21 protein-coding genes and 1 pseudogene are annotated in these 23,063 nt (G+C 39.8%); 11 read left to right on the top strand and 11 right to left on the bottom strand.

Going from position 1 to position 23,063, the window contains the following annotated elements; translation table 11 throughout:
* Nucleotides 1–136: 136 nt before the first annotated feature.
* Nucleotides 137–2,638, top strand: coding sequence for a glycogen/starch/alpha-glucan phosphorylase (locus F8M47_RS03990; protein WP_150538899.1), 2,502 nt, complete (start codon nt 137–139; stop codon nt 2,636–2,638).
* 126 nt (nt 2,639–2,764) lie between these two features.
* Here F8M47_RS03990 and ndk read toward each other — a convergent pair whose 3' ends face one another.
* Together ndk and metG are read right to left on the bottom strand one after the other, a co-directional pair.
* Nucleotides 2,765–3,181 carry a nucleoside-diphosphate kinase gene (ndk, locus tag F8M47_RS03985; RefSeq protein WP_150538898.1) on the bottom strand — a complete coding sequence of 139 codons (417 nt, stop codon included), beginning with the start codon at nt 3,179–3,181 and terminating at the stop codon, nt 2,765–2,767.
* A 54-nt stretch (nt 3,182–3,235) separates the two neighbouring features.
* Nucleotides 3,236–5,293 (bottom strand): methionine--tRNA ligase, encoded by a 2,058-nt coding sequence (gene metG / locus F8M47_RS03980; protein ID WP_150538897.1) that lies wholly within the window; start codon nt 5,291–5,293, stop codon nt 3,236–3,238.
* A 191-nt stretch (nt 5,294–5,484) separates the two neighbouring features.
* On the opposite strand from metG, the gene F8M47_RS03975 reads away from it, so the two are divergent.
* The 4 genes from F8M47_RS03975 (at nt 5,485) to F8M47_RS03960 (ending at nt 9,360) form a co-directional block, all read left to right on the top strand.
* Nucleotides 5,485–6,249: a hypothetical protein gene (locus tag F8M47_RS03975; protein ID WP_150538896.1), complete on the top strand. Its 765-nt coding sequence runs from the start codon at nt 5,485–5,487 to the stop codon at nt 6,247–6,249.
* A 147-nt stretch (nt 6,250–6,396) separates the two neighbouring features.
* Nucleotides 6,397–7,374: an o-succinylbenzoate synthase gene (gene menC / locus F8M47_RS03970; RefSeq protein ID WP_150538895.1), complete on the top strand. Its 978-nt coding sequence runs from the start codon at nt 6,397–6,399 to the stop codon at nt 7,372–7,374.
* 106 nt (nt 7,375–7,480) lie between these two features.
* A complete protein-coding gene (rsuA, locus tag F8M47_RS03965; RefSeq protein ID WP_150538894.1) occupies nt 7,481–8,173 on the top strand; it encodes a 16S rRNA pseudouridine(516) synthase RsuA in 693 nt (230 codons plus the stop codon).
* The gene (locus tag F8M47_RS03960) at nt 8,173–9,360 is read left to right on the top strand and encodes a Bcr/CflA family multidrug efflux MFS transporter (RefSeq protein ID WP_150538893.1); all 1,188 of its coding nucleotides are present in this window, start codon (nt 8,173–8,175) and stop codon (nt 9,358–9,360) included. Before rsuA ends, F8M47_RS03960 begins: the two co-directional genes overlap by 1 nt.
* 85 nt (nt 9,361–9,445) lie before the next feature.
* On the opposite strand, the gene F8M47_RS03955 is transcribed toward F8M47_RS03960, so the two are convergent.
* A complete protein-coding gene (locus F8M47_RS03955; RefSeq protein WP_150538892.1) occupies nt 9,446–9,832 on the bottom strand; it encodes a hypothetical protein in 387 nt (128 codons plus the stop codon).
* Between the two features lie 94 nt (nt 9,833–9,926).
* Nucleotides 9,927–10,493, bottom strand: a complete 567-nt coding sequence (locus F8M47_RS03950) for a TorD/DmsD family molecular chaperone (protein WP_150538891.1) — start codon at nt 10,491–10,493, stop codon at nt 9,927–9,929.
* 57 nt (nt 10,494–10,550) lie between these two features.
* Here F8M47_RS03950 and nfo point away from each other — a divergent pair, with 57 nt between their 5' ends.
* Together nfo and F8M47_RS03940 are read left to right on the top strand one after the other, a co-directional pair.
* Nucleotides 10,551–11,393, top strand: a complete 843-nt coding sequence (gene nfo, locus F8M47_RS03945) for a deoxyribonuclease IV (protein ID WP_150538890.1) — start codon at nt 10,551–10,553, stop codon at nt 11,391–11,393.
* A 124-nt stretch (nt 11,394–11,517) separates the two neighbouring features.
* Complete coding sequence (locus F8M47_RS03940) at nt 11,518–12,114, top strand: C40 family peptidase (RefSeq protein WP_150538934.1); 597 nt, start codon at nt 11,518–11,520, stop codon at nt 12,112–12,114.
* A gap of 44 nt (nt 12,115–12,158) precedes the next feature.
* Here the strand turns inward: F8M47_RS03940 and F8M47_RS03935 are convergent, their stop codons facing one another.
* Nucleotides 12,159–12,617 carry a LexA family protein gene (locus tag F8M47_RS03935; RefSeq protein WP_150538889.1) on the bottom strand — a complete coding sequence of 153 codons (459 nt, stop codon included), beginning with the start codon at nt 12,615–12,617 and terminating at the stop codon, nt 12,159–12,161.
* Nucleotides 12,618–12,844: 227 nt separating this feature from the next.
* Entirely contained in the window at nt 12,845–13,231 is a 387-nt protein-coding gene (grcA, locus tag F8M47_RS03930; protein ID WP_150538888.1) for an autonomous glycyl radical cofactor GrcA, read from the bottom strand.
* Nucleotides 13,232–13,435: 204 nt separating this feature from the next.
* Between grcA and ung the strand changes: the two genes are divergently transcribed.
* The 3 genes and pseudogenes from ung to F8M47_RS03915 all read left to right on the top strand — a co-directional run bounded on the left by ung (nt 13,436) and on the right by F8M47_RS03915 (nt 16,376).
* A complete protein-coding gene (ung, locus tag F8M47_RS03925; RefSeq protein WP_150538887.1) occupies nt 13,436–14,107 on the top strand; it encodes a uracil-DNA glycosylase in 672 nt (223 codons plus the stop codon).
* A 242-nt stretch (nt 14,108–14,349) separates the two neighbouring features.
* A pseudogene (locus F8M47_RS03920) lies at nt 14,350–15,330 on the top strand (putative oxygenase MesX).
* A gap of 20 nt (nt 15,331–15,350) precedes the next feature.
* A complete protein-coding gene (locus tag F8M47_RS03915; RefSeq protein WP_150538886.1) occupies nt 15,351–16,376 on the top strand; it encodes a methionine synthase in 1,026 nt (341 codons plus the stop codon).
* Nucleotides 16,377–16,834: 458 nt separating this feature from the next.
* Here the strand turns inward: F8M47_RS03915 and hrpA are convergent, their stop codons facing one another.
* Genes hrpA through F8M47_RS03900 form a run of 3 tightly spaced genes read right to left on the bottom strand, consistent with a single transcriptional unit; the run spans nt 16,835 to nt 21,356 of the window.
* Nucleotides 16,835–20,740: an ATP-dependent RNA helicase HrpA gene (hrpA, locus tag F8M47_RS03910; protein WP_150538885.1), complete on the bottom strand. Its 3,906-nt coding sequence runs from the start codon at nt 20,738–20,740 to the stop codon at nt 16,835–16,837.
* A 24-nt stretch (nt 20,741–20,764) separates the two neighbouring features.
* The gene (locus F8M47_RS03905) at nt 20,765–21,109 is read right to left on the bottom strand and encodes a type II toxin-antitoxin system PemK/MazF family toxin (RefSeq protein ID WP_150538884.1); all 345 of its coding nucleotides are present in this window, start codon (nt 21,107–21,109) and stop codon (nt 20,765–20,767) included.
* 1 nt (nt 21,110) lies between these two features.
* Nucleotides 21,111–21,356: an AbrB/MazE/SpoVT family DNA-binding domain-containing protein gene (locus F8M47_RS03900; protein WP_150538883.1), complete on the bottom strand. Its 246-nt coding sequence runs from the start codon at nt 21,354–21,356 to the stop codon at nt 21,111–21,113.
* A gap of 114 nt (nt 21,357–21,470) precedes the next feature.
* Between F8M47_RS03900 and F8M47_RS03895 the strand changes: the two genes are divergently transcribed.
* Nucleotides 21,471–21,713, top strand: a complete 243-nt coding sequence (locus tag F8M47_RS03895) for a hypothetical protein (protein ID WP_150538882.1) — start codon at nt 21,471–21,473, stop codon at nt 21,711–21,713.
* 62 nt (nt 21,714–21,775) lie between these two features.
* Here F8M47_RS03895 and F8M47_RS03890 read toward each other — a convergent pair whose 3' ends face one another.
* Nucleotides 21,776–22,228, bottom strand: a complete 453-nt coding sequence (locus F8M47_RS03890; protein WP_150538881.1) for a DUF441 domain-containing protein — start codon at nt 22,226–22,228, stop codon at nt 21,776–21,778.
* Nucleotides 22,229–22,293: 65 nt separating this feature from the next.
* The gene (gene grpE / locus F8M47_RS03885; protein WP_150538880.1) at nt 22,294–22,890 is read right to left on the bottom strand and encodes a nucleotide exchange factor GrpE; all 597 of its coding nucleotides are present in this window, start codon (nt 22,888–22,890) and stop codon (nt 22,294–22,296) included.
* Nucleotides 22,891–23,063 lie beyond the last annotated feature (173 nt).

Below are 23,063 nucleotides of genomic sequence, written 5' to 3'. Positions count from 1 at the left end.
TTTAAAAGCGGTCGAAATTTGCAAAAATTTTGCAAAATTCAACCGCTTATTTTGTGCCTAGCAATAGCTAGGTAATACACGATGATTTTTCGATTTTCATTTATTATTTAACTTATTGTTACATTAGGAGCCAATTATGGGCAATAAAATTTTAAGTCCCGAAAATATTCAACATGTAAAAGATGCAATTTTATACAAAATGGTCTATGCGCTTGGGGTTGAACCACGCGAAGCAAGTAAGCGTAACTGGTTAAATGCGGCGTTACGTGTGGTGCGAGATCTTTCAACTGAATCGTGGTTACAAACCCGCCGTAGTCAAGTCGCAAACGGCAGTCGTCGTGTTTATTATCTTTCTATGGAATTTTTAATGGGACGTACTTTTTCAAACGCAATGATTGCAGAAGGCGTGTATGAATTAGTTGATGCGGCATTAAAAGAACTTGGACAAAATATTGAAGATATTATTAATGAAGAGGGCGATCCAGGTTTAGGTAACGGTGGCTTAGGACGTTTAGCCGCTTGTTATATGGATAGTCTTGCCGCAATGAAAATTCCTGCGATTGGTTATGGTATTCAGTATGAATACGGTATGTTCCGTCAAGAAATTCGTAATGGTGAGCAAGTTGAACAGCCAGACCAATGGCTAGAAAATGAATTTGTTTGGCCATATTTGCGCTCAAGTAAGCGTTTCCCAATTCGTTTTGGTGGACGTATTTGGCAAGAAGGCAAAAAAACCGTATGGCAACCTGATGAAGAAATCATTGCTCAAGCACATGACCAATTGATCCCAGGTTTTGAAACCACCGCAACAAATAGTTTACGTTTATGGTCTGCGCATGCTTCAGGCAAAGGTTTTGGTTTAGCCGATTTCAACCGTGGTGATTATTTTGCGGCAATGAGTCACCAAAATTTATCTGAAAATGTTTCTCGTGTGTTATATCCAGATGACTCCACTTATAACGGTCGAGAGTTACGCTTACGCCAAGAATATTTCCTTTGCTCTGCTTCGGTACAAGATATTATTCGCCGTCATGAAGCGGAATGTGGCTCTTGTGTGAATTTAGCCGATAAAGTCGCAATTCACTTAAATGATACACACCCAACCCTTGCAGTGCCAGAGTTAATGCGTATTTTAATTGATGAAAAAGGCTATAGCTGGGATCAAGCGTGGAGCATGACACGCAAAATTTTCTATTACACCAACCATACTTTAATGAGTGAAGCACTCGAAACATGGCCTGTGGAAATGTTAGGTCGTATTTTACCGCGTCATTTAGGTATTATTTTTGAAATTAATGAATGGTTCTTAAATGAAGTGCGTGAAAAATTCCCAGGTGAAGAAGATCTTGTTCAACGTGTTTCATTAATTGATGAACATGGTGATCGCCGTGTACGTATGGCATGGGTGGCGGTAGTGGCTTCAACTAAAGTGAATGGAGTTGCAAAAATCCACTCTGATTTAATGGTTGAATCGATTTTTGCTGATTTTGCACGTATCTATCCAGATCGCTTTACTAATGTAACCAATGGCGTAACGCCACGTCGCTGGATCAAAATTGCCAACCCAGGTTTGGCGAATATTTTAGATAAACGTATCGGTAAAGGTTGGCTAACAAATCTCAGCGAATTAGAGAAATTTAACGTGTTTGTGGATGATGCGGATGTTCAAGCAGAAATCGCGGCCGTGAAATATGAGAACAAACGCAAATTGGCAGATTATGTAGAGAAAAACTTAGGTATTAAATTAAATCCAGAAGCGATTTTTGATGTACAAGTAAAACGTATTCACAAATATAAACGCCAACAGTTAAGTGTGTTACATATTATTACCTTGTACAACCGCATCTTAAAAAATCCGAATGCAGATTGGACACCACGTGTATTTATTTTTGCGGGTAAAGCAGCAAGCGCTTACTATGCAGCGAAAAAAGTGATTCGTTTAATTAACGATGTTGCAAATGTAATCAATAACGATGAACGGGTGCGTGATTTAATTAAAGTGATATTTATTCCAAATTATGGTGTATCACTGGCGCAAATGATTATCCCTGCGGCGGATGTGTCAGAACAAATTTCATTAGCGGGAACGGAAGCATCAGGTACTTCAAATATGAAATTTGCATTAAATGGTGCATTGACTATCGGTACTTTAGATGGTGCGAATGTAGAGATTCTCGAGCATGTAGGCAAAGATAATATTTTTATCTTTGGTAATACGGTTGAACAAGTGGAAGAGCTGCGTCGTAATGGTTATTCGCCATATCACTATTATGAAGCGGATGGTGAACTCAATGAGGCAGTATCACAAATTCTAAATGGTAAATTCTCGCCAGATGATCCATATCGTTATCAAGATCTGATTTTAAATTCAGGTGATTATTACCAAGCCTGTGCAGATTTCCGTAGCTATGTGGAAGCGCAAGAACGTGTAGCTACCGCTTATCGTAATAAGAAAGCGTGGACTCGTTCAGCGATTATCAATATTGCAAATATGGGCTATTTCTCATCAGATCGCTCGGTATTAGATTATGCGAACGATATTTGGCATATTGAGCCGATGGATGAAGCACAATTAAAAGAAAGTGCGGATTTAGCTCATATCATGGAAAGCTCAAGTAAGTTATTGGTGATCCGTTAGTCCCAAACAAGCGGTTGAATTTTGGTAAATTTTTGCACAGATTTGACCGCTTATATCTAGGCTAAATTAATGTTAAATCCTAAGAAAAAAGCCGTTTGTGTTGTCGCAAACGGCTTTTTTGATTAATTAGACAATTTCATTTGGGCTAAAGAAGTAGGCAATTTCTCGTTTTGCCGATTGTTGTGAATCTGAGCCGTGAACCGAATTTTCACGCCCACTAATCGCATAAAGCGCTCGAATTGTGCCTGCTTTACGCTGTTCTGGATTGGTTGCGCCCATTAATTCACGGTAATGTGCAATCGCATTTTCCCCTTCAAGTACAACCGCAACAATCGGTGCTGAAATCATAAACTCAACTAAAGGTGCAAAAAACTCCTTACCTTGGTGTTCTGCATAGAAACCTTCTGCTTGTTGTTGGCTGAGTTGCACTTTTTTAAGCGCTTTAATCGTTAAGCCAGCTTCTTCTAAATGGCTAAGAATTTTCCCGATAAGGTTGCGTTTTGTTGCATCGGGTTTAATTAAACAAAGTGTTTGTTGAATCATTTTTTCTCCTTCATTTGCAAAAAAGCGGTGAAATTTCACCGCTTGTTATTGCTATTATTTTACTTGCATACCAGGGCGGATACCTTCATCAGCTGAAAGTAAGAATAAATCTGCACCGCCTGTCCCTGCCGATAGGATCATGCCTTCTGATACGCCAAATTTCATTTTGCGTGGTGCAAGGTTTGCGACCATAATAACAAAACGACCAACTAATTCTTCAGGATTACTATAAGCTGCTTTAATACCTGATAACACTTGGCGCTGGTGATCACCTAAATCTAATTGGAATTTCAATAATTTATTTGATTCAGGTACGGCTTCACAGCTAATAACTTTTGCTACACGTAAATCTAATTTTGCAAAATCATCAATAGTGATTTCTGCCGCAATTGGCTCAACGCCTGTGTTTTCAATATTTTCCACTTTTTGTTTCCCTTTTTTATCTTCGGTTTTATTTTGCTCTGCAAACAGTGCTTTCGTTTCTTCAATTACCGCATCAATTTGTTTTTTCTCAAGGCGAGAGAATAACGATTTAAATGGTGCAACATTTTTGCCTAATAATGGCAGATGAATATTGTCCCAAGTTAATTCCGTTTGTAAGAAGGCTTCGGCACGTTCTGCTAACTGTGGTAACACAGGTTTTAAGTAGCTCATTAATACACGGAATAACTCAATACCCATGGAGCAAACTGCTTGTAATTGCGCATCACTGCCTTCTTGTTTAGCAATTACCCAAGGCGCTTTGTCATCTACATATTTATTGGCTTTATCGCATAGATCCATAATTAAACGAATCACTTTGTTAAATTCACGATTTTCATAATGTGTTGCGATTTGTTCTGATTGTGCAATAAATTCAGCAAAAAGTGCTTCATCTTCTAATTGTGCAGCCAATTTACCTTCAAAGCGTTTTGCGATAAAACTTGCATTACGTGAAGCAAGGTTCACTAATTTATTGACAATATCACTGTTGACACGCTGTACGAAATCTTCAAGGCTTAAATCTAAATCTTCAATACGCTCATTCAGTTTTGCTGCGTAGTAATAACGTAAACATTCAGGATCAATATGTTTCAAATAAGTGCTTGCTTGGATAAATGTACCTCGTGATTTTGACATTTTTACGCCATCTACTGTCACGTAACCGTGTGCAAATACGTTAGTTGGTTTACGTAATTCACAACCTTCTAACATTGCAGGCCAGAATAGACTGTGGAAATACACGATATCTTTACCAATAAAGTGATAAAGCTCCGTGTCAGCATCTTTTTGCCAGAACTCATCAAAGTTTAACCCTGTGCGCTCACATAAATTTTTGAATGATGCCATATAACCAATCGGTGCATCTAACCACACATAGAAGAATTTATTTTCTGCATCTGGAATTGGGAAACCGAAATAAGGTGCATCACGGCTGATATCCCATTGTTGTAAGCCACTTTCAAACCATTCTTGCATTTTGTTCGCAATTTCAGGTTGTAAAGAACCCGAGCGAGTCCACTCTTTTAACATGCCTTCAAAACTTGGTAAGTCAAAGAAGAAGTGTTCGGACTCTTTGACCACAGGCGTTGCACCAGAAACCGCTGAACGAGGATTGATTAAATCCATTGGGCTATACGTTGAAGCACAAACTTCACAGTTATCGCCGTATTGATCTTCTGCTTTACATTTTGGGCAGGTGCCTTTGACAAAACGATCAGGCAAAAACATTTGTTTTTCAGGATCGAATAACTGAGAAATCACACGACTTTTAATAAAACCATTTGTACGTAATTTTTTATACATTTCTGTAGTAAGTTCACGGTTTTCTTCACTGTGTGTTGAATGGTAGTTATCGAAACTGATATTGAAGCCTTTGAAATCTGCAATGTGATCGGTTTTCGCTTTCTCGATTAATTGTTCAGGGGTAATGCCTTGTTTTGCTGCATTAAGCATAATTGGCGTACCGTGTGCATCATCGGCACAAACGAAGTGAATTTCGTTACCACGCATACGTTGGAAGCGTACCCAAATATCCGCTTGGATATGTTCAAGCATATGGCCTAAATGGATTGCACCGTTTGCATAGGGAAGGGCACAGGTAACCAGCATTTTTCGTTTTTGGTTTGACATGAATAATCTCTCTGAATTTGTTACAAAATTCTGTAAATTGTAACGGAAAAAGGGCTTTTTTTCCAGTGTGTATCTGCAAGGAGTGCACTTATACATTTACTTATTTATAAAATGTTTTGTAAAGAAAGTGATTGTTTTGTAAGATTCTGATAAAATGGAATGCATAACAAAAATTATAGAAGGAGAGCGCAATGTTTTATTTAAAAAAACATTATTATGACGGCATAGATAAGCAAGGAAATGCGTTTATCATTGATTGTGCAGAACTTTGCTTATTAGGAATTAAGATTCCTTATACTTCAATTTTATTTAATAGTAAAAATGGAAGACAAATTGAAAAAAGTAGTTTATTTAGTGTTAAACAAATAGATCGTTCGATTAATCATAAATCTTTAGACTTTTCAGCATATTGGATTCCTCACCAATCCGAAATTAAATCCACCTTCGTTGAGAATGCGAGTCAGTATTTAAATTGGCATTGCCACACACCTAAAGCACATTTCCATTTAACTTTTCAAGACAAAGAATATCAAGGCTTAGGGTACGCAGAAATGCTAGAAATGAATTTTGCGCCTTGGAAATTGGTGCTTTCAGAGTTGTATTGGGGGCGTTTTTTGTCTGAAAATCATTCAGTTATTTGGGCAGAATGGCGAGGAAAACAACCACTTAAGCAGCTTATTTGGAATGGTAAGCAATTTAATGAGTTTGAAATTCAAGATGAAGGTATTTTAATTCCTTCAGAAAATATGTTGATTCGTTTTCAAATGTCCACTGTTTTAAAAAATGAATCGCTTGGAAATATTATTGCTAAAATTCCATTATTAAAACATTTTTTGCCTAAACGCTTTTTACAAACACAAGAAATAAAATGGAAAAGTGAAGCAAAAATGTTTATTAATCAAAGCCTACAGGAAGTTGGCTATGCATTATATGAAAAAGTTTTATGGAAAAAATAATCCCTCCGATGTTAAAAAAAAGAATTTATCATGGGCGATTTTAGTCGCCTACGTGATTGATTTCTTCATCTCCAGCAAAGATTCGCTCGCCTCACGCCAGAATAGCGGTAAAATAAGCACAAAATATTACAATTTTGAGGGCTTTTTATGCGTAAAGCGCAACTGTATCGTTACCAAATTCCCGTTGAAACGGGTGTGATTTTACGAAACCGCCGTTTAAAACAGCGGGAAGGCTTATTGATTAAATTAGCTGAGGCGGATCAAATTGGCTGGGGTGAGATTGCTCCGCTTCCTGAATTTAGCTTAGAAACTTTAGAAGAGGCAGAAACTCAAGCCAAACATTGGATCGAGAAATGGCTAAATCAACAACCAGATAATTTAGAAAACTATGCACCGTCAGTAGCGTTTGGGGTAAGTTGTGCGCTCGCAGAGCTACATCATGAACTCGGCGAAGCAGCTAATTATCGTGCTGCAGTTTTGTGTTATGGCGATCCTGATGAATTATATGCCGAGCTTAATGCATTAGACGGCGAGAAAGTCGGTAAGATGAAAGTTGGGCTTTATGAAGCGAATCGAGATGGTTTAATTGCCAATATGTTGCTTGAAGCTTTGCCTGATTTAAAGCTACGCTTAGATGCAAATCGTGGCTGGAGCTTGCAGAAAGCGGCTAAATTTGCCGAAAAAATTGCAAATGAACATAAAAAGCGCATTCAATTTATTGAAGAACCTTGCCAAACGCCTGAGCTTTCTCGTCAATTTGCTCAAGCTTCGGGCATTGCGATTGCTTGGGATGAAACGGTGCGTGAGTCAGATTTTTTGGTAAAAAATGAGCCAAATTTGACCGCTATTGTGATTAAACCCACTCTAGTTGGCTCATTACAAAAGTGTATTGGTTTGATTGAGCAAGCTCATCAGCAAGGGCTTATGGCAGTGATTAGCTCAAGTATTGAATCCAGTCTCGGTTTAACTCAATTGGCTCGTTTGGCCCAGCAATATACTCCGCAAACCACGCCAGGTCTGGATACACTCGAACTGATGCAATATCAATTGCTCCGCTGTTGGAATCATTCAAACTTACCGATTATCCATTTAGATAGCCCGTTTGTGCAAGAAATTGTGCTATAATCCTCACGTTATAAGCGGTCAAAAGTAGAGACAAATTTGCAAAAAATCCCGCATTTTTGACCGCTTCCTTTTTATTCAAACATCCTTCCAAATATTCGAGAAAAATATGCGTTTAGATAAATTTATTGCCGAAAATACGGGGCTTACTCGTTCGCAGGCAGGCAAAGCTCTTAAAAGTGGTTTGGTCACTGTAAATGGAAAAGTAGAAAAGAGTGGTGCAGCCAAAATTAGTGAAACCGATGAAATTTGTTACGAGGGTGAGCAGCTAGAATGGGTCGATGAAGGTCAATACTTTATGTTGTATAAACCGCAAGGCTATGTTTGTTCACATGATGATACTGAATATCCAACAGTATTTCAATTTTTTGATTATCCATTAATGACCAAATTGCATACTGCAGGGCGTTTAGACGTTGATACTACAGGTTTAGTATTGCTTACCGATGACGGAAAATGGTCACATCGTATTACTTCGCCGAAACATCATTGTGAAAAAACATATTTAGTCACTTTGGCTGATCCTGTGGAAGATTTTTACGCCCAAAAATTGGCGGAAGGTATTTTATTGCGTGGCGAACGAGAACCTTGTTTATCCGCACAAATGGAAATTATTGATGATTACAATGTGAATTTAACCATTAGTGAAGGGCGTTATCATCAAGTAAAACGAATGTTTGCGGCACTAGGAAATAAAGTTGAGGCACTGCATCGCTGGCGTATTGGTGATGTGATTTTGGATGAAAGTCTTGTAGAAGGTGAATATCGAGCTTTAACCGCACAAGAAATTGGAGGATTTTAATGGTAAATCATAAACCTCATCCATGTTTTTTTATTATTTTGGGAATGATGGCAATGTTACCGCCTTTGGCGATTGATATGTATCTTCCGTCATTCCTTGATATTGCAAGGGATTTAAATATCGCACAGGAGCAAGTTCAAACAACGTTGGCGATTTTTACATTCGGATTTGCTGTTGGACAATTGTTTTGGGGGCCTATTGCTGATAGCTTTGGGCGTAAACCCGTGATTTTAATTGGCTTAGTTGGTGCTTCTATTTCGGCATTTTTCCTGACTCAAGTCGAAGCTATCGAGAATTTCTATCTGCTGCGTTTATTACAAGGCTTATGTGGTGCGGCGCCTTCGGTTGTGCTAGGGGCGTTAGTGCGAGATCTGTTTGATCGTAATCGTTTTGCCAAAATGATGTCGATGATTATGATTATTTCGATGATCGCACCACTTATTGCTCCCATGCTGGGTGGCTATTTAGCGAAATGGTTTCACTGGCATTCGATTTTTTATGCGTTAGTTTTAATGGGGGGATTATGCACGGTGTTAATTATTTGGCAAATTCCTGAAACCCTTAGTCTAGAAAAACGCCAGCCGCTTAATTTTATGAATGTGTTAAAAAATTATGGCGCATTGTTATCGGATAAATCGACGTTAGGCTATGTTTTAGTTGGCGGTTTAACCTTTGCGGGTATGTTCTGTTTCTTAACATCGGGTTCGATTGTTTATATCGGGCTGTATGGTATTTCACAAGAATATTTTGGTTATTTCTTCGGCTTAAATATGATTGTAATGGTTTCAATGACTGCTCTGAATGGACGTATTGTGGTTAAAGTCGGCTCAGAAACTATGCTAAGAGTTGGGCTATTTGCACAACTTTTAGCAGGTATTTGGCTTGCCTTCGTCGCATTTTTCCAGCTAGGTTTTTGGGCAATGGCATTAGGCGTTCCTCTATATGTCGGTATGCTTTCAACCATTGGTAGTAATGCAACTGCTGCTATTTTAGAACGTTATCCACAAATGGCGGGTACCGCGAATGCGGTAGCGGGCACGGCACGCTTTGGTATTGGTTCTTTAATTGGCGCATCGCTTTCTTATGTGGCAATTAGTAGCGAGCGCCCAATGTTGTATGCAATGGCGCTTTGTACTTTATGCGCTTCCATTGCATATTTGTGCCTGAGCTATCGCAAAAGTAGCTAAACAAGCGGTTAACTTTTAGTAAAATTTTGCAAATGAAAAGGACATATTTAATTGGGATAAATATGTCCTTTTTTGTTAACGATTTCTACCAACAAGTGTAGCAATAGTGCCAAGGGTGGAAGCGTATACGATCAAAATCATAGTAGCGCTGGATTTGTTCTAATTCCGCTTGGTGTTTGTAGTTATCCCATGCGAGCTTGTTACAGGCTTGGAATAAAGGGTCGTTTACCTTTTTCTGATAGCGTTTTGCCAATTGGGCTTTTTGTTGGTCTGTTTGATCGACAGGTGGATTGTACAACTGCGTCATCAGTTCCGCCGTTTCAACGTCACATTGTTTTGCCAGTTCAATAGATAAAGCTTGGTGGGCTTTGATTTGTCGGGCTTGGCGTTCAGCTTGTTGTTGTGGGGTTAAGCTACAAGCTGACACCAGCATTGAAAGGGCGATTAATGGGAGCCAAGCATACTTTTTCATATTACCTCCGATTGATATGAATAAGAGAAAAGTTAAGCTCAAAAATTAAGCGTCTTAAGTTTATCACTTAAAGCGCTTAGCTTCATACCATTATCTAATTTTCTTGCTCAGATAATTCTTCTAACTCATCTGCCATGGCGCTAAGCGCATCACGGCAAAGTTGAGCAAGCGCTTTATAAAAGCCATTATCGTGCGCTTCAATTTTACCTAAGAATTTAGCGGCACAAGGCAATAAAAATTGCTCAAAAAAGCTTTGTTGGGCGACAGTTGAATCTAAATTATCTTCAATCCAAGAAGCGGTTAAAAGTAATAATGCAACATGATCAGGTGCTTCAAGTTCAGGCATTGCACGGCTTTGGCGGAAATTAACAAAGTCAGCAACGTCAACATTATAGGCAGAAATTGTTGTAGCAATAGCCCCAGTCTCACCAAAAAGTGCTTGATAGCTTGCCTGTAATTGCGTAGGGTTAGCATTTTTTTCTAATACGGTTAAGGCGAGTTCGCTTTGTGCATCGGTAGAAAGCGCCCATTGTTGGCGCAATCCGCCTTGTGAAAGCCATGCAAATGTTTCTGCAAGGATTGGGTCAGTTGGAGAACGGTAGAATAAATTACCGAATAAACGGCAAAGTAGTGAAAAATCGTTGATTGTAGTTTCGCTCATAGTGATTAAATTAAGTGATTGAGTAAATAAGTAATTTTACACGAATAGGATAAGAAGATGAAATATATTGGTGCGCACGTAAGTGCTTCTGGCGGTGTTGAAAATGCGGTATTAAGAGCGGTGGAAATTGGTGCAAATGCGTTTGCATTGTTTACGAAAAACCAACGTCAATGGAAAGCGCCAGCATTGAAGGCAGATACTATCGAAAAATTTAAGCGTTTTTGCAAAGTACATCAATTTTCTGCTGATCATATTTTGCCTCACGATAGTTATTTAATTAATTTAGGTAATCCAGAGGCAGAAAATTTAGCTAAGTCGCGAGAAGCATTTATTGATGAAATGCAAAGAGCAAATCAGCTTGGGTTGAAATTACTGAATTTTCACCCTGGTGCACATTTAAATAAAATTTCGGAAAGTGAATGTTTAGCGCGCATTGCGGAGTCAATTAATATTGCGGTAGAAAAAGTCCCAAATGTGGTGGCGGTAATTGAAAATACCGCAGGGCAAGGCTCTAATTTAGGTTATCGCTTTGAACATTTAGCCGAAATTATTGACCAAGTGGACGACAAAAGTCGAGTAGGAGTTTGTTTAGACACTTGTCATCTGTTTTCAGCAGGATACGATATTAGTTCTCTGTCGGATTGCGAACAAACATTTAGCGAGTTTGAGCAGGTGGTAGGTTTTCAATATTTACGAGGAATGCACCTAAATGGTTCAAAAACACCGCTAGGTAGCCGTGTTGATCGCCATCACACGTTGAGAGAAGGTACAATTGGTACAGACTTCTGTAAATTTATCATGCAAGATGACCGCTTTGATGATATTCCGCTCATTTTAGAAACCATTGAGCCTGAAATTTGGGCAGATGAGATAAAATTTTTGAGGACATTGGCAAAATAATCGTCTATACTGATTCAAATTATAGATTACGGCTTATCAATCGATAAGCCTTTTTTAATGTAACATTTAATTCTTATAGACAGGAATTAACCGCTGTAGTTGTTCTGGCGAGACACAAATTATGATGAAAAAAAATACTACTTTAACAAGGCTTAAGCCATTATTCACTTTTGTATTGTTTGCTACGTTTGCAAGCTATTCTTCAATGGTTTCTGCGAGTTTAAGTAGTACACCTGCCACACCAAACCAAATCAAAATTGTTGCTAAAGCAGCAACAGCCGAGCAAATTAAAGCTCAAGTTGCATATAAAAATGCTAAATCAGCTACAAACAGCAAGGCTTCTGCACAAGAGTATGCTGCCAATTCTGCGACGCAAAGAGTGAATAAAATTTACCGCAAATGGGTTGGAACACGTTATCGTTTAGGTGGAGAAGGGCATAATGGTATTGATTGTTCTGCTTTTGTACAAAAAACAATGCTTGGCGCATTTAATATTGATTTACCTCGTTCAACGGCAGAACAACGTTATTCAGGACGCGCTATTTCAAAATCAGAATTACGTCCAGGTGATTTAGTATTTTTCCGTCGCAATAATCATGTTGGTGTTTATATTGGTAACGGTAAATTTGTACATGCTAGTTCAAGCCAAGGAGTTACAACGAGTTCACTTTCAGAACGCTATTGGGCAAAAACTTATACTCAATCTCGCCGAGTAATGTAAAACAAACTAGAGGTCGCTAAATATAGGTTAGCGACCTTTTTTGTTTATGCTGCATATTTTCTCTCAGTCGTTGTTTGCGCAAAACGATGACGCATTTGATGCACTACATTGGTAATTACCCCTGCAACTGTCACTTCTTGCCAGTTCTGAATACGTAAGTTTGGTTCGCTCACGTCTAATGAAAACAGAATAATTTCTTGAGTGCCTTCGTTATTCTCAATTTCTTTAAAGAATTGATAAAACTTATATTCGCCATTTTTTTCAAGCACAAGTAAATCGTTAACGAAATATTGTGCAGATTGCTCAACGATCAGCAAATCATCAAGTTCAATCCCCCAAGCAATTAAATGCGGATTTTTCACTTGAATAAAGAAGGTTTCGGTCGGGCGTTTAATGCAAAGCGAATTAAGATCTAATTTAATTGAGCGTTCGCTATTCATATCACGGTACATTGGCAGTGGTTGATATGATAATTCACGGGTAAGCGATCGAATTGAAGCCATTTTTTGTATCCTCTATCTAAACTGTTTGTTTATACAGGTTATTTTACTGATTAAAAAAACAGTGTCAATCCTGTGGAATAATTTTTTGTAAAAATATCCAGTGTTTTGTTCGCTTTATCGGTGAGAATTGTTTGGCAAGCGGTCGAATTTCGCCCGAAATTTGCAAATGAGATAATAAAAAAGCACCCGAAGGTGCTTTTTTAAGAAAATAGGCAGTAAAGCTGTTATTATAAGCTTTCTGTGAAAGTACGAGTGATTACATCACGCTGTTGTTCTGGTGTTAATGAGTTGAAACGTACTGCATAACCAGAAACACGGATGGTTAATTGTGGATATTTTTCAGGGTTTTTTACAGCATCTTCTAATGTTTCACGGCGTAAAACATTTACGTTTAAATGCTGACCACCTTCTACTTTGATTGTTGGTGCAACATTTACTGGCACTTCACGGTATGCAATTTGACCTAACTCGCTAATTGCAACGATTTGGTCTTCTTTATATGCATCACCTTTAGCTGCGATGCAGCGTGCTTCGTTTTTCTCTTCGTCTAATAACCAGAAAGAGTTTACTAAGTTGCTGTTTGAAGATTCTGTAATTTGTACGCCTTTGATCATATTGATACTCCTCAGTATTGGCTAGAAAATTATAAAATTTTTTGATAAATTCAAATTTTGTTTATGTGTGAATTTTATCATTTTTTTTGAATAATTCTACTAAAAGTTGAAAAATTGTTATCAAAAAAGCATTAATCGTATAAAAAATAAACTAAGATAAATAGAGAGACTCAACATTTTTAACAAAATTTAATAGGGTAAATTATGAACAATTGGACAGAAGCCTTGGGCGAAGAAAAGCAACAGCCTTATTTTCAACATATTTTGCAACAGGTTCAGCAAGAAAGAGCAAATGGGGTAACGGTTTATCCACCGCAAAAAGAAGTGTTTAGCGCTTTTGCTTTAACAGAATTTAAAGATGTGAAGGTGGTGATTTTAGGGCAAGATCCTTATCATGGTCCAAATCAAGCGCATGGGCTCGCTTTTTCAGTGAAACCACCCGTTGCTCCCCCTCCTTCTTTGGTGAATATGTATAAAGAACTCGCACAAGATATTGAAGGATTCCAAATTCCAGCCCATGGCTATTTAGTTGATTGGGCAAAGCAGGGAGTATTATTGCTTAATACGGTACTTACAGTACGTCAAGGGCAGGCGCATTCGCATGCGAATTTCGGTTGGGAGATTTTTACTGATAAAGTGATCGCTCAGCTCAATCAACATCGCACTAATTTAGTCTTTTTACTTTGGGGCAGTCACGCACAGAAAAAAGGGCAGTTTATCGACCGCTCGCGCCACTGTGTACTAACCGCTCCACATCCTTCACCATTATCTGCTCATCGTGGTTTTTTAGGTTGTCGCCATTTCTCACAAGCGAATGCTTATTTAGCAGCAAAAGGCATTCCAGCCATTAATTGGCAATTACCCTTAACCCTTTAGCTGGCACAAGCGGTCAAATTTTCTTAAAATTTTGCAAAAAATAACCGAAATTTGACCGCTTCTCTTTTCGTACGCAAGCACTTTATTCCCCATAAACTTAATTTGAATGGTTAATTATGAAATTTAATCATGTTCAAGATTAAAAACTATCATTTTATTTCATTTAAATCACTTGTTACACTTTGTTTACATTTTTAATTATTTATTAGCAAAAAGCATTCACAGTAGTTACAGGGGGATATATGTCTCAAGAAATTACCTTTAAGTTATACCGCACTCATTTTGATGAAAATTATGCCCCTGCGGAAGGCACTCGTTTAACCACTAATTTTGCAAACCTTGCTTGAGGCGAGAACCGTCAGCAAAATTTACGCCGTGCCATTGCAATGATTAATCGCCGTTTTAATCAATTAGCGCATTGGGATAATGCGCAAGGCGATCGCTATTCTGTTGAATTAGATATTATTTCGGTTGAGTTAAATGTTGATCAAGCAAATGCAGATTTTCCGTTTATCGAAGTGTTAGAAACTACAATTATCGATCATCATCAAAACAAACGCTATCAAGGCATTGTCGGAAATAATTTTTCTTCTTTTGTGCGCGATTATGACTTTAGCGTATTGCTACCTGCGTTTAATCAGGGTAAAGCTTCGTTTAGCGTGCCAGAGAACTATGGTGATTTACACGGTGAATTGTTTAAGCATTTCTTAAATTCTGACGTCTATCAAGCAAATTTCAGTAAAGCGCCCGTTATTTGTTTAAGTGTTTCAACCAACAAAGTGTACCAACAAACGACCAATAGCCATCCGATTCTTGGTGTGGAATATCAACAAAATGAAAATTCATTAACCGATGCTTACTTCGGCAAAATGGGGCTTAAAGTACGTTATTTTATGCCACAAAACAGCAGCGCACCTTTTGCGTTCTATCATCAAGGTGATTTGCTGAATGATTACTCAGCGCTAGAGCTGATTGCTACTATCAGTACGATGGAAAGTTTCCAAAAAATTTATCGTCCTGAGATTTATGCGGCTAATACTGCAGCGAGCAAACTTTATCAGCCAAGTCTTAATCATGATGATCATGCTACAACACTAGTTGAATACGATCGGGTTGAGCGCTCACAATTAGCGGTGGTGCAAGGGCAATACGCCGATGTGCACTTTATCCAACCATATCAAGCAGTGCTTGATAACTGGCTGGCAACACAACAAACTAAATAACGAACAGGAAAGATTTTATTATGAGCAAATTATTCCCCACATCTACTGTAGGTAGCTTACCTAAACCTTCGTGGTTGGCCGAGCCTGAAAAACTTTGGTCACCTTGGAAACCACAAGGTGATGAATTAATTGAAGCGAAAAAAGATGCTTTATTGCTCTCATTAAAAGAACAAGAGGCGGCGGGTCTTGATATCATCAGCGACGGAGAACAAACACGTCAACATTTTGTAACAACCTTTATTGAGCATTTAAGCGGTGTAGATTTTGAAAAACGAGAAACGGTGCGGATTCGTAATCGCTATGATGCAAGTGTACCCACGGTAGTTGATGCGGTTGCTCGTACCAAACCTGTGTTTGTGGAAGATGCAAAATTTTTGCGAAAATACACCGATCAATTGATTAAATGGGCATTGCCAGGCCCAATGACGATGATTGACACGCTTTATGATGCCCACTACAAAAGCCGTGAAAAACTCGCATGGGAATTTGCCAAAATTCTGAACGAAGAAGCAAAAGAACTGGAAGCCGCAGGGGTGGATATTATCCAATTTGATGAACCTGCGTTTAATGTATTTTTTGACGAAGTAAATGATTGGGGCATTGCTGCACTTGAGCGAGCAATCGAAGGGCTAAAATGCGAAACTGCCGTGCATATTTGCTACGGCTACGGCATTAAAGCAAATACCGATTGGAAACAAACACTTGGTTCAGAATGGCGCCAATACGAAGAATCTTTCCCAAAATTGCAACAATCTAAGATCGATATTATCTCACTGGAATGCCAAAACTCACGTGTACCAATGGATTTAATCGAACTCGTTCGCGGCAAAAAAGTAATGCTTGGCGCAATTGATGTCGCAACGCATAAGATCGAAACCGCCGAAGAAGTGGCTAACACCTTACGCAAAGCATTGCAATTTGTGGATGCAGATAAGCTTTACCCTTGCACCAACTGCGGAATGGCACCGCTGCCACGTGCTGTCGCCCGAGGGAAACTCCACGCACTGAGCGCTGGCGCTGAGATCTTGCGTAGGGAGCTCAAGTAAAAATATTGCGTTATTTATAAAATGTAGGGGCGAGTCCTGTGTCCGCCCGCATAAAAATTTGTGTATTGACTTCTGATAGCGTATCTTCCAACTCATATCTTTTTTGTTGAACTCGTATCAGTAGACGAGAATCCGTCTCTCCCGCAAGAGGTGAGAGTTTGAGTTTATGACAAGCGGTTAAATTTTTCTGATTTTCTGCAAATGCAAAATTTTGAGGAAATTTTCCCGCTTGTTACCTGCTCACTTCGCCAATTACTTCTGCCAAATCTCCCCAAACCCCTCTGTGCTAAAGAGGGGATTTTCTTTAAAAATTAACAGGTTATGAAATTTCGATTACTTATGAACAGGAGATAAGATAGAGCCATAAAGTGGCTCAGTAGGCTAGCAGAGCCTCGTAACCACGTACGGCTCGTGCGTGGGCGGCAATCGAAATACATCGTTTACATCGGGTGCTACATTTATTTTACTTCCCCAATCGCCACCAAAATCCGTTTATCGGAAATCGGGTATTTAGTACCGAGTTGTTGGGCAAATAGGCTAACACGCAGTTCTTCAATCATATAGCGGATTTCCAACGCTTCATCTGGGATTACTTTGGATTTTGGCAGTTTGGCGAGCAGCTGTTTGTAGGCGTTTTCTACCTGTTCTACCCGCAACATTTTCGCGCGATCAGTATTGGTGTCGGTGCCGAGTTTGTCCAAACGCTTGTCGATAGCGGTCAAATAACGGTGCAAATCTGCAAGCCGTTGGTAGCCTGTTTTGGTGACAAAATCAGGGTAAATTAGCCCGCTTAATTGCGCTTTAATATCGCTTAACGCAAACGCCATAGTGAAGTCCATTTTGCCTTTCATTCGCTTGTTGAGTGCAAAGGCAAGCGTGAGGATTTTTTCCACTTGGAGTGCAATTTCTGCGGTGGTGTCGTTTAAATTACCTCGCACAAAGTCGTGCAATTCATGGAATTTTTCCTCATTCCAGACAAAACCGCCGAATTCATCGACCAGTTTATCCACCGCACAGGCGATACAGTCATCAATCAACTCCAACACCTTGCCGAATAGCGCAAAATATAGCCCGAGTTTTGCCTTATTTGGCAATTTTTCGTGCAAATATTTGATCGGTGATGGCACGTTAAGCAATAACAAACGGCGTAACCCTGCCTGCATTGCCCGAGCTTGTTCAAACTCGGTTTCAAATAATTTCACGCCGACAGCGGTTTGCTCATCGACAATCGCAGGGTAGGCTTTGACACTGAAATTGGCTTTTTTCTGTTCGTAACATTGCGGTAGTGTGGAGAAATTCCACAAATGCACGCCACTTTGCTCAATGCCGTCATCTGCAATGGTCGAGAGGCTTTCTTGCACCTGATCTTTGAGGGCAAATTTCAGCTCGTCCAAGTTTTCACTTTCTTGGATTTTCTTACCTTTTTCATCGACTACACGGAAATTTATCCGCAAGTGTGGAGCAATTTCGGCAAGATTCCACAGTTCATTTTCCACTGTTACGCCCGTCATTCGACGTAGTTCATAAGCAAGGCTTTCGAGCAGCGGTTTTTTGTACGGTTCGGCTCTGCCAAGGAAAGCCTCTGCGTAGTTCGGCGCAGGCACAAAATTTCGCCGTGTCGCTTTCGGCAATGATTTAATGAGCGACACCACTAACTCGTGGCGTAAACCTGGGATTTGCCAATCAAAACCCTCCGGCTCGACCTGATTGAGCAACGGCAACGGAATATGTACCGTTACGCCATCGTGCTCTTGCCCGATTTCAAATTGGTAACTTAATTTCAGTTTTAAATCACCTTGATACCAGAAATTCGGGAAATCCAATTCGCTCACGGTATTGGCATGGTCATTCATCAAAAACGATTTTTCAAAATTGAGCAGTTCAGGATCTTTTTTGCTCGCCTTTTTCCACCACGTATCGAAATGACGGCTGGAAACTACCTCAGTGCCGATACGCTGATCGTAAAAATCAAACAAGGTCTGTTCGTCCACCAAAATATCTCGACGGCGAGACTTGTGTTCCAGCTCCTCAACTTCTTTGATCAAGCGGTTATTTTCTTTGAAAAATTTGTAATTGTTATGCCAATCGCCTTCCACCATTGCCGAGCGAATAAAAATTTCACGGCTGACGGTCGGGTCAATTGAGCCGTAATTCACCAAACGGTTCGCTACGATTGGAATACCATACAGCGACACTTTTTCATACGCCATTACCGCACCTTTTGATTTTGACCAGCGCGGCTCGCTGTAACCGCGTTTGATTAAATGGCTAGCGAGTGGCTCAATCCATTCAGGCTCGATTTTTGCCACTGTTCTTGCCCAGAGTTTGGTGGTTTCCACCAATTCCGAAGCGGCAAGCCATTTCGGTTGCTTTTTGAATAGCGCAGAATTCGGGAACACATAAAAATGCGCATTTCTCGCCCCGAGGTAGTGCATTTTCTCGCTGTCTTTTTGCCCGATATGCGACAGCAAACCCGTGAGTAAAGCGGTGTGAATTTGTTGATAATTTGCAGGTTCGCTGTTAATCGGCAAGCCCATTTCACGCACTGCAAGACGAAGCTGATGATAAATATCTTGCCACTCACGCACTCGTAAATAGCTGAGGAAATCTTTCTGGCACTGCTTGCGGAACTGGTTTTTTGTTAGTGCTTTTTGCTGGGTTTGAAGGTAATGCCATAAATTCACAAACGCCAAGAAATCGGAATCATTGTCTGCAAAACGGCGGTGTTTTTCGTCCGAAGCCTGCTGGCGTTCTTGCGGACGCTCACGGGGATCTTGAATCGACAACGCCGAGACAATCATCATCACTTCGTGCAATGAACCGTTTTGGCTTGCTGCAATCACCATACGCCCCAAGCGAGGATCAATAGGTAATTGGGCTAGCTGTTTGCCGATTGCAGTTAATTTGCGTTTTTCCGCTCCAATCGCCCCTAATTCTTCCAACAAACGCACGCCATCTTGTACTTGACGGGTATCAGGACGATCCACAAACGGAAACGCCTCAATATCTGACAGTCCGAGTGAAGTCATTTGCAAAATAACGGAAGCCAGATTGGTACGCAGAATTTCAGGATCGGTAAATTCAGGACGTGCGTTGAAATCCTCCTCAGAATAGAGGCGGATACAAATCCCTTCACTGGTTCGCCCGCAGCGACCTTTTCGCTGATTAGCCGAGGCTTGCGAAATCGGTTCAATCGGTAGACGTTGCACTTTGGTGCGGTAGCTATAACGAGAAATACGTGCTGTCCCTGTATCAATTACATATTTGATATTCGGAATGGTTAGCGAGGTTTCCGCCACGTTGGTGGCTAAAATCACTCGATTTAGACCGCTTGGCTGGAAAATCCGTTGTTGTTCTGCTGCTGAAAGTCGTGCGTAAAGCGGTAGGATTTCGGTAAATCTTAACTCTTGTTTTTGCAATGCTTCGGCAGTATCACGAATTTCACGCTCACCGCTCATAAAAATCAAAATATCGCCACGCCCTTCGGCTTGCAGTTCGTCCACCGCATTTAAAATGCCTTGCAGTTGGTCTTGATCTTCTTCCTCCACAATTGGGCGATAACGCACCTCAACAGGGAAAGTTCGCCCAGAAACTTCAATAATCGGCGCATTGTTAAAATGGCGAGAGAAACGTTCTACATCAATGGTCGCTGAGGTAATGATCACTTTCAGATCAGGGCGCTTGTGCAGAATTTGTTTGAGATAACCCAAAATAAAATCGTTGTTGAGCGAACGTTCGTGCGCTTCGTCAATAATCAGTGTGTCGTACTGATTGAGGTAGCGGTCGTTTTGGATTTCGGCAAGCAAAATCCCGTCGGTCATCAATTTTACCAACGTATTTTCGCCTACTTGGTCGTTAAAACGGACTTTATAACCTACCGTTGCGCCCATTTCGCTTTTCAGCTCTTCAGCGATACGGCTTGCCACCGAACGCGCAGCCAAACGGCGAGGCTGAGTATGACCAATTAAGCCTTTTACGCCACGCCCGAGCTCCAAACACATTTTCGGCAACTGGGTGGTTTTACCCGAACCTGTTTCTCCCGCAATCACCACCACTTGATTTTCGGCAATCAGCTTGAGAATTTCCTCATGGCGAGCCGAAACGGGGAGATCGGGGTAAGTGATTTTAAGGTTGGCGAGTTGTGCTTTTCTCGCTTGGAACGTTGCTTGAGCCGAGATAATTTCACGTTCAATTTCCGCTATTATTTTATGTTTAGTTTCTTCTTTTTTAATGCTTGAAATGCTGTGAATACGAGAGCGTAAGCGACGATAGTCGGTATTCGTGAGATCTTTTAGATTGGCGATTAATGCTTTTTGGCTTTCATCAAGCGGTCTGTTTTTAAAATTTTTTTGCAAAGGTTTCATTGAGATATCGTTATTATTGAAAAGCTATTCGGATAAGATTGCTTCAATGCGTAGTAGCACATCTTCTAAAATAAAATCAGGTACAGTTTCTTTACGTTTAGCGTGGCGCACTCGCCAATCGAGAGATTTTAGCTGATGACAATGTATAGCACCTTGTGTATGTGTGCCACTCCCCATTAAGCTAACTACGGTACCAAATGAGCGTGTATAATTAGCTGCACCTTGTGAGATCGGACAAACAAATGCGAGTCCACGCTCATTAAACAGTTTACTGCTGACAACTAAGGCAAAATGGTCGCCTTTCATTTCTTGCCCACTGGCAGGATCAAATGGTAAATGAATAATATCGCCACGATTTGGAGTGTACATTTTACTTCTCCAAACCAGCATCAGGCATTGTGTCCCAATTTTCTACCATTGGTAATTCTTCGGGCATTTCTGCCAGCAAAGTTTTGAGATCGTATTTTTTCTTTGGCTTTAACGAACGCAATACTAAGCTATCATTCAGTACTTCTATATCGCAACTGTCGTTTTCTTGCCATTGTAACTGCGCCAAAATGGCTTGCGGAATACGTACTGCTGCACTGTTTCCCCATTTTTTAATTTGAACTTGCATAATGCCTCCTTATAGAAAGTAGATACATTATATAAACATAGACTTAAAAAGCAATGTGAGTTAACGGAACTTGAACAAAGCATTTATAAAATACAATTTCAAGATGTTGAGGAAATGATAGAAAGATTGAAGAGAAATATTAAAAATAGAAAGCCAACTTTTTGGGAAAAGGCAGGGAATTATTTCACGAATGCATTTAGCTATATTATTAATGAGTTAGAACTCAGTAATATTAAGGCATTTGTTCATTTTCTTCCTGCTCCAATACAAAAAGTTGTAGCCCCAGTGTTGAAGTATATTCCTCATGTATCCATTATAAAAGATAAAGTACAACTACTTTTATCTAAAAAAGAATAAGTGAGTACGATGTCGCATAACAGCAAGAAGTCATTATTTTTTAATCTGTTATGCGATTTTTATTAACCTTTCCCCACTAGCAATGACAACATCCCTGCGGCAATTAATGGGCCGACGGGGACGCCGCCTAATAATGCCACACCAATAATAGTGCCAATCAGTAAACCTGTAACAAGTAGCGGTTGGCTACCCATTAACGTTACTCCTCTGCCTCCTAGCCAAGCGACTGCAATCCCAGCGACCACTGCAAGCAACATTTTCCAGTTTAGAAATTCATTTAGTGCGGGTAGTGAAATTTTGCCTGAAACAATCGGGCTTAATACGCCGATAGTTAAAATAATAATACCAATGCTTAAGCCGTGTTTATCTAAGAAAGGCAGATATTTGCTGAGAAAAGTTTGTTGTACGAGCAATAATACGGCAGCAGCAATGGTGATTGAATTATTGTTTCCAACGACACCAAGAAAAATCAGTGCAACCAAAAAGAGTGAAATGGGATTAAATTGTAAGGACATAATTTTTGCAAAATTTAGGAAAAATTTAACCGCTTGTTTGGCTAACAAGCGGTTATTTTTAGGGATTAACCAGCAACCATTACCATTGCAGGGCGAAGAACACGACCTTGTAAGGTGTAGCCTTTTTGTAATACCACGCTGATATGGTTTGCTTCAATGCCTTCAGCAGGTTGCATTGAAATTGCTTGGTGAAGTTCTGGATTGAATGCTTCACCCACTACGCCAACTGCTTCTACACCAAATTTTGCAAGGGTAGAGATAAATTCTTTGTGGGTCATTTCTACGCCGTCTACTAATGCTTGCGTTTTTTCATCAGTAACTGCGGTATCTAGTGCATTTAAGCCACGTTCAAGGTTATCTACCACGGTGAGCAATTCTTTTGAGAATTTTTCGAGTGCAAATTTATGTGCTTTTTCTACATCTTGTTCAGCACGGCGGCGAATGTTTTGGATTTCTGCTTGCGCACGTAGTTGAATATCTTTTTCACGGTTGTCTGCTTCTGAAATATAAGTTTCTAACTCATTGATACGTGCATAAGCGGCTGCAAGTTCGACCTCAACAGGTTGTTCTTGTTGGAGTTCGGTTGTTTGCTCTAATTCCGCTTCAGTTGAAATTTCAACTTGTTCGGTTTGAGCTTGTGCATTTTCATTTTGAGTTGTCATATTAAATCCTCTTTGTTTTATTCAAATCTATAAAGTGCAAAAACGCCATTAATATAGCGTTAAATTTGCTGATTTCAAGGTAAAAGCGATAATGTCTATCAATTATTAAAAATAATTTGCAAAAAATAGCGCTTTTAACTAGAAAATCCTTGCAAAATCTAGGGGGTGGCTTA

It is taken from the genome of Actinobacillus vicugnae (genome assembly GCF_901687125.1).
Lineage (GTDB): Bacteria > Pseudomonadota > Gammaproteobacteria > Enterobacterales > Pasteurellaceae > Actinobacillus > Actinobacillus vicugnae.
This window is presented reverse-complemented; position numbering and strand designations above follow the sequence as displayed.

What these genes read in the sequence shown, in the direction of transcription:
- ndk (WP_150538898.1), bottom strand. Translation starts at nt 3,181, where the DNA reads ATGATTCAACAAACACTTTGTTTAATTAAACCCGATGCAACAAAACGC.
- F8M47_RS03950 (WP_150538891.1), bottom strand. Translation starts at nt 10,493, where the DNA reads ATGAGCGAAACTACAATCAACGATTTTTCACTACTTTGCCGTTTATTC.
- ung (WP_150538887.1), top strand. Translation starts at nt 13,436, where the DNA reads ATGAACAATTGGACAGAAGCCTTGGGCGAAGAAAAGCAACAGCCTTAT.
- F8M47_RS03975 (WP_150538896.1), top strand. Translation starts at nt 5,485, where the DNA reads ATGTTTTATTTAAAAAAACATTATTATGACGGCATAGATAAGCAAGGA.
- F8M47_RS03905 (WP_150538884.1), bottom strand. Translation starts at nt 21,109, where the DNA reads ATGTACACTCCAAATCGTGGCGATATTATTCATTTACCATTTGATCCT.
- F8M47_RS03900 (WP_150538883.1), bottom strand. Translation starts at nt 21,356, where the DNA reads ATGCAAGTTCAAATTAAAAAATGGGGAAACAGTGCAGCAGTACGTATT.
- F8M47_RS03990 (WP_150538899.1), top strand. Translation starts at nt 137, where the DNA reads ATGGGCAATAAAATTTTAAGTCCCGAAAATATTCAACATGTAAAAGAT.
- rsuA (WP_150538894.1), top strand. Translation starts at nt 7,481, where the DNA reads ATGCGTTTAGATAAATTTATTGCCGAAAATACGGGGCTTACTCGTTCG.
- hrpA (WP_150538885.1), bottom strand. Translation starts at nt 20,740, where the DNA reads ATGAAACCTTTGCAAAAAAATTTTAAAAACAGACCGCTTGATGAAAGC.
- F8M47_RS03955 (WP_150538892.1), bottom strand. Translation starts at nt 9,832, where the DNA reads ATGAAAAAGTATGCTTGGCTCCCATTAATCGCCCTTTCAATGCTGGTG.
- nfo (WP_150538890.1), top strand. Translation starts at nt 10,551, where the DNA reads ATGAAATATATTGGTGCGCACGTAAGTGCTTCTGGCGGTGTTGAAAAT.
- menC (WP_150538895.1), top strand. Translation starts at nt 6,397, where the DNA reads ATGCGTAAAGCGCAACTGTATCGTTACCAAATTCCCGTTGAAACGGGT.
- grpE (WP_150538880.1), bottom strand. Translation starts at nt 22,890, where the DNA reads ATGACAACTCAAAATGAAAATGCACAAGCTCAAACCGAACAAGTTGAA.
- F8M47_RS03960 (WP_150538893.1), top strand. Translation starts at nt 8,173, where the DNA reads ATGGTAAATCATAAACCTCATCCATGTTTTTTTATTATTTTGGGAATG.
- grcA (WP_150538888.1), bottom strand. Translation starts at nt 13,231, where the DNA reads ATGATCAAAGGCGTACAAATTACAGAATCTTCAAACAGCAACTTAGTA.
- F8M47_RS03915 (WP_150538886.1), top strand. Translation starts at nt 15,351, where the DNA reads ATGAGCAAATTATTCCCCACATCTACTGTAGGTAGCTTACCTAAACCT.
- metG (WP_150538897.1), bottom strand. Translation starts at nt 5,293, where the DNA reads ATGTCAAACCAAAAACGAAAAATGCTGGTTACCTGTGCCCTTCCCTAT.
- F8M47_RS03940 (WP_150538934.1), top strand. Translation starts at nt 11,518, where the DNA reads ATGAAAAAAAATACTACTTTAACAAGGCTTAAGCCATTATTCACTTTT.
- F8M47_RS03890 (WP_150538881.1), bottom strand. Translation starts at nt 22,228, where the DNA reads ATGTCCTTACAATTTAATCCCATTTCACTCTTTTTGGTTGCACTGATT.
- F8M47_RS03895 (WP_150538882.1), top strand. Translation starts at nt 21,471, where the DNA reads ATGATAGAAAGATTGAAGAGAAATATTAAAAATAGAAAGCCAACTTTT.
- F8M47_RS03935 (WP_150538889.1), bottom strand. Translation starts at nt 12,617, where the DNA reads ATGGCTTCAATTCGATCGCTTACCCGTGAATTATCATATCAACCACTG.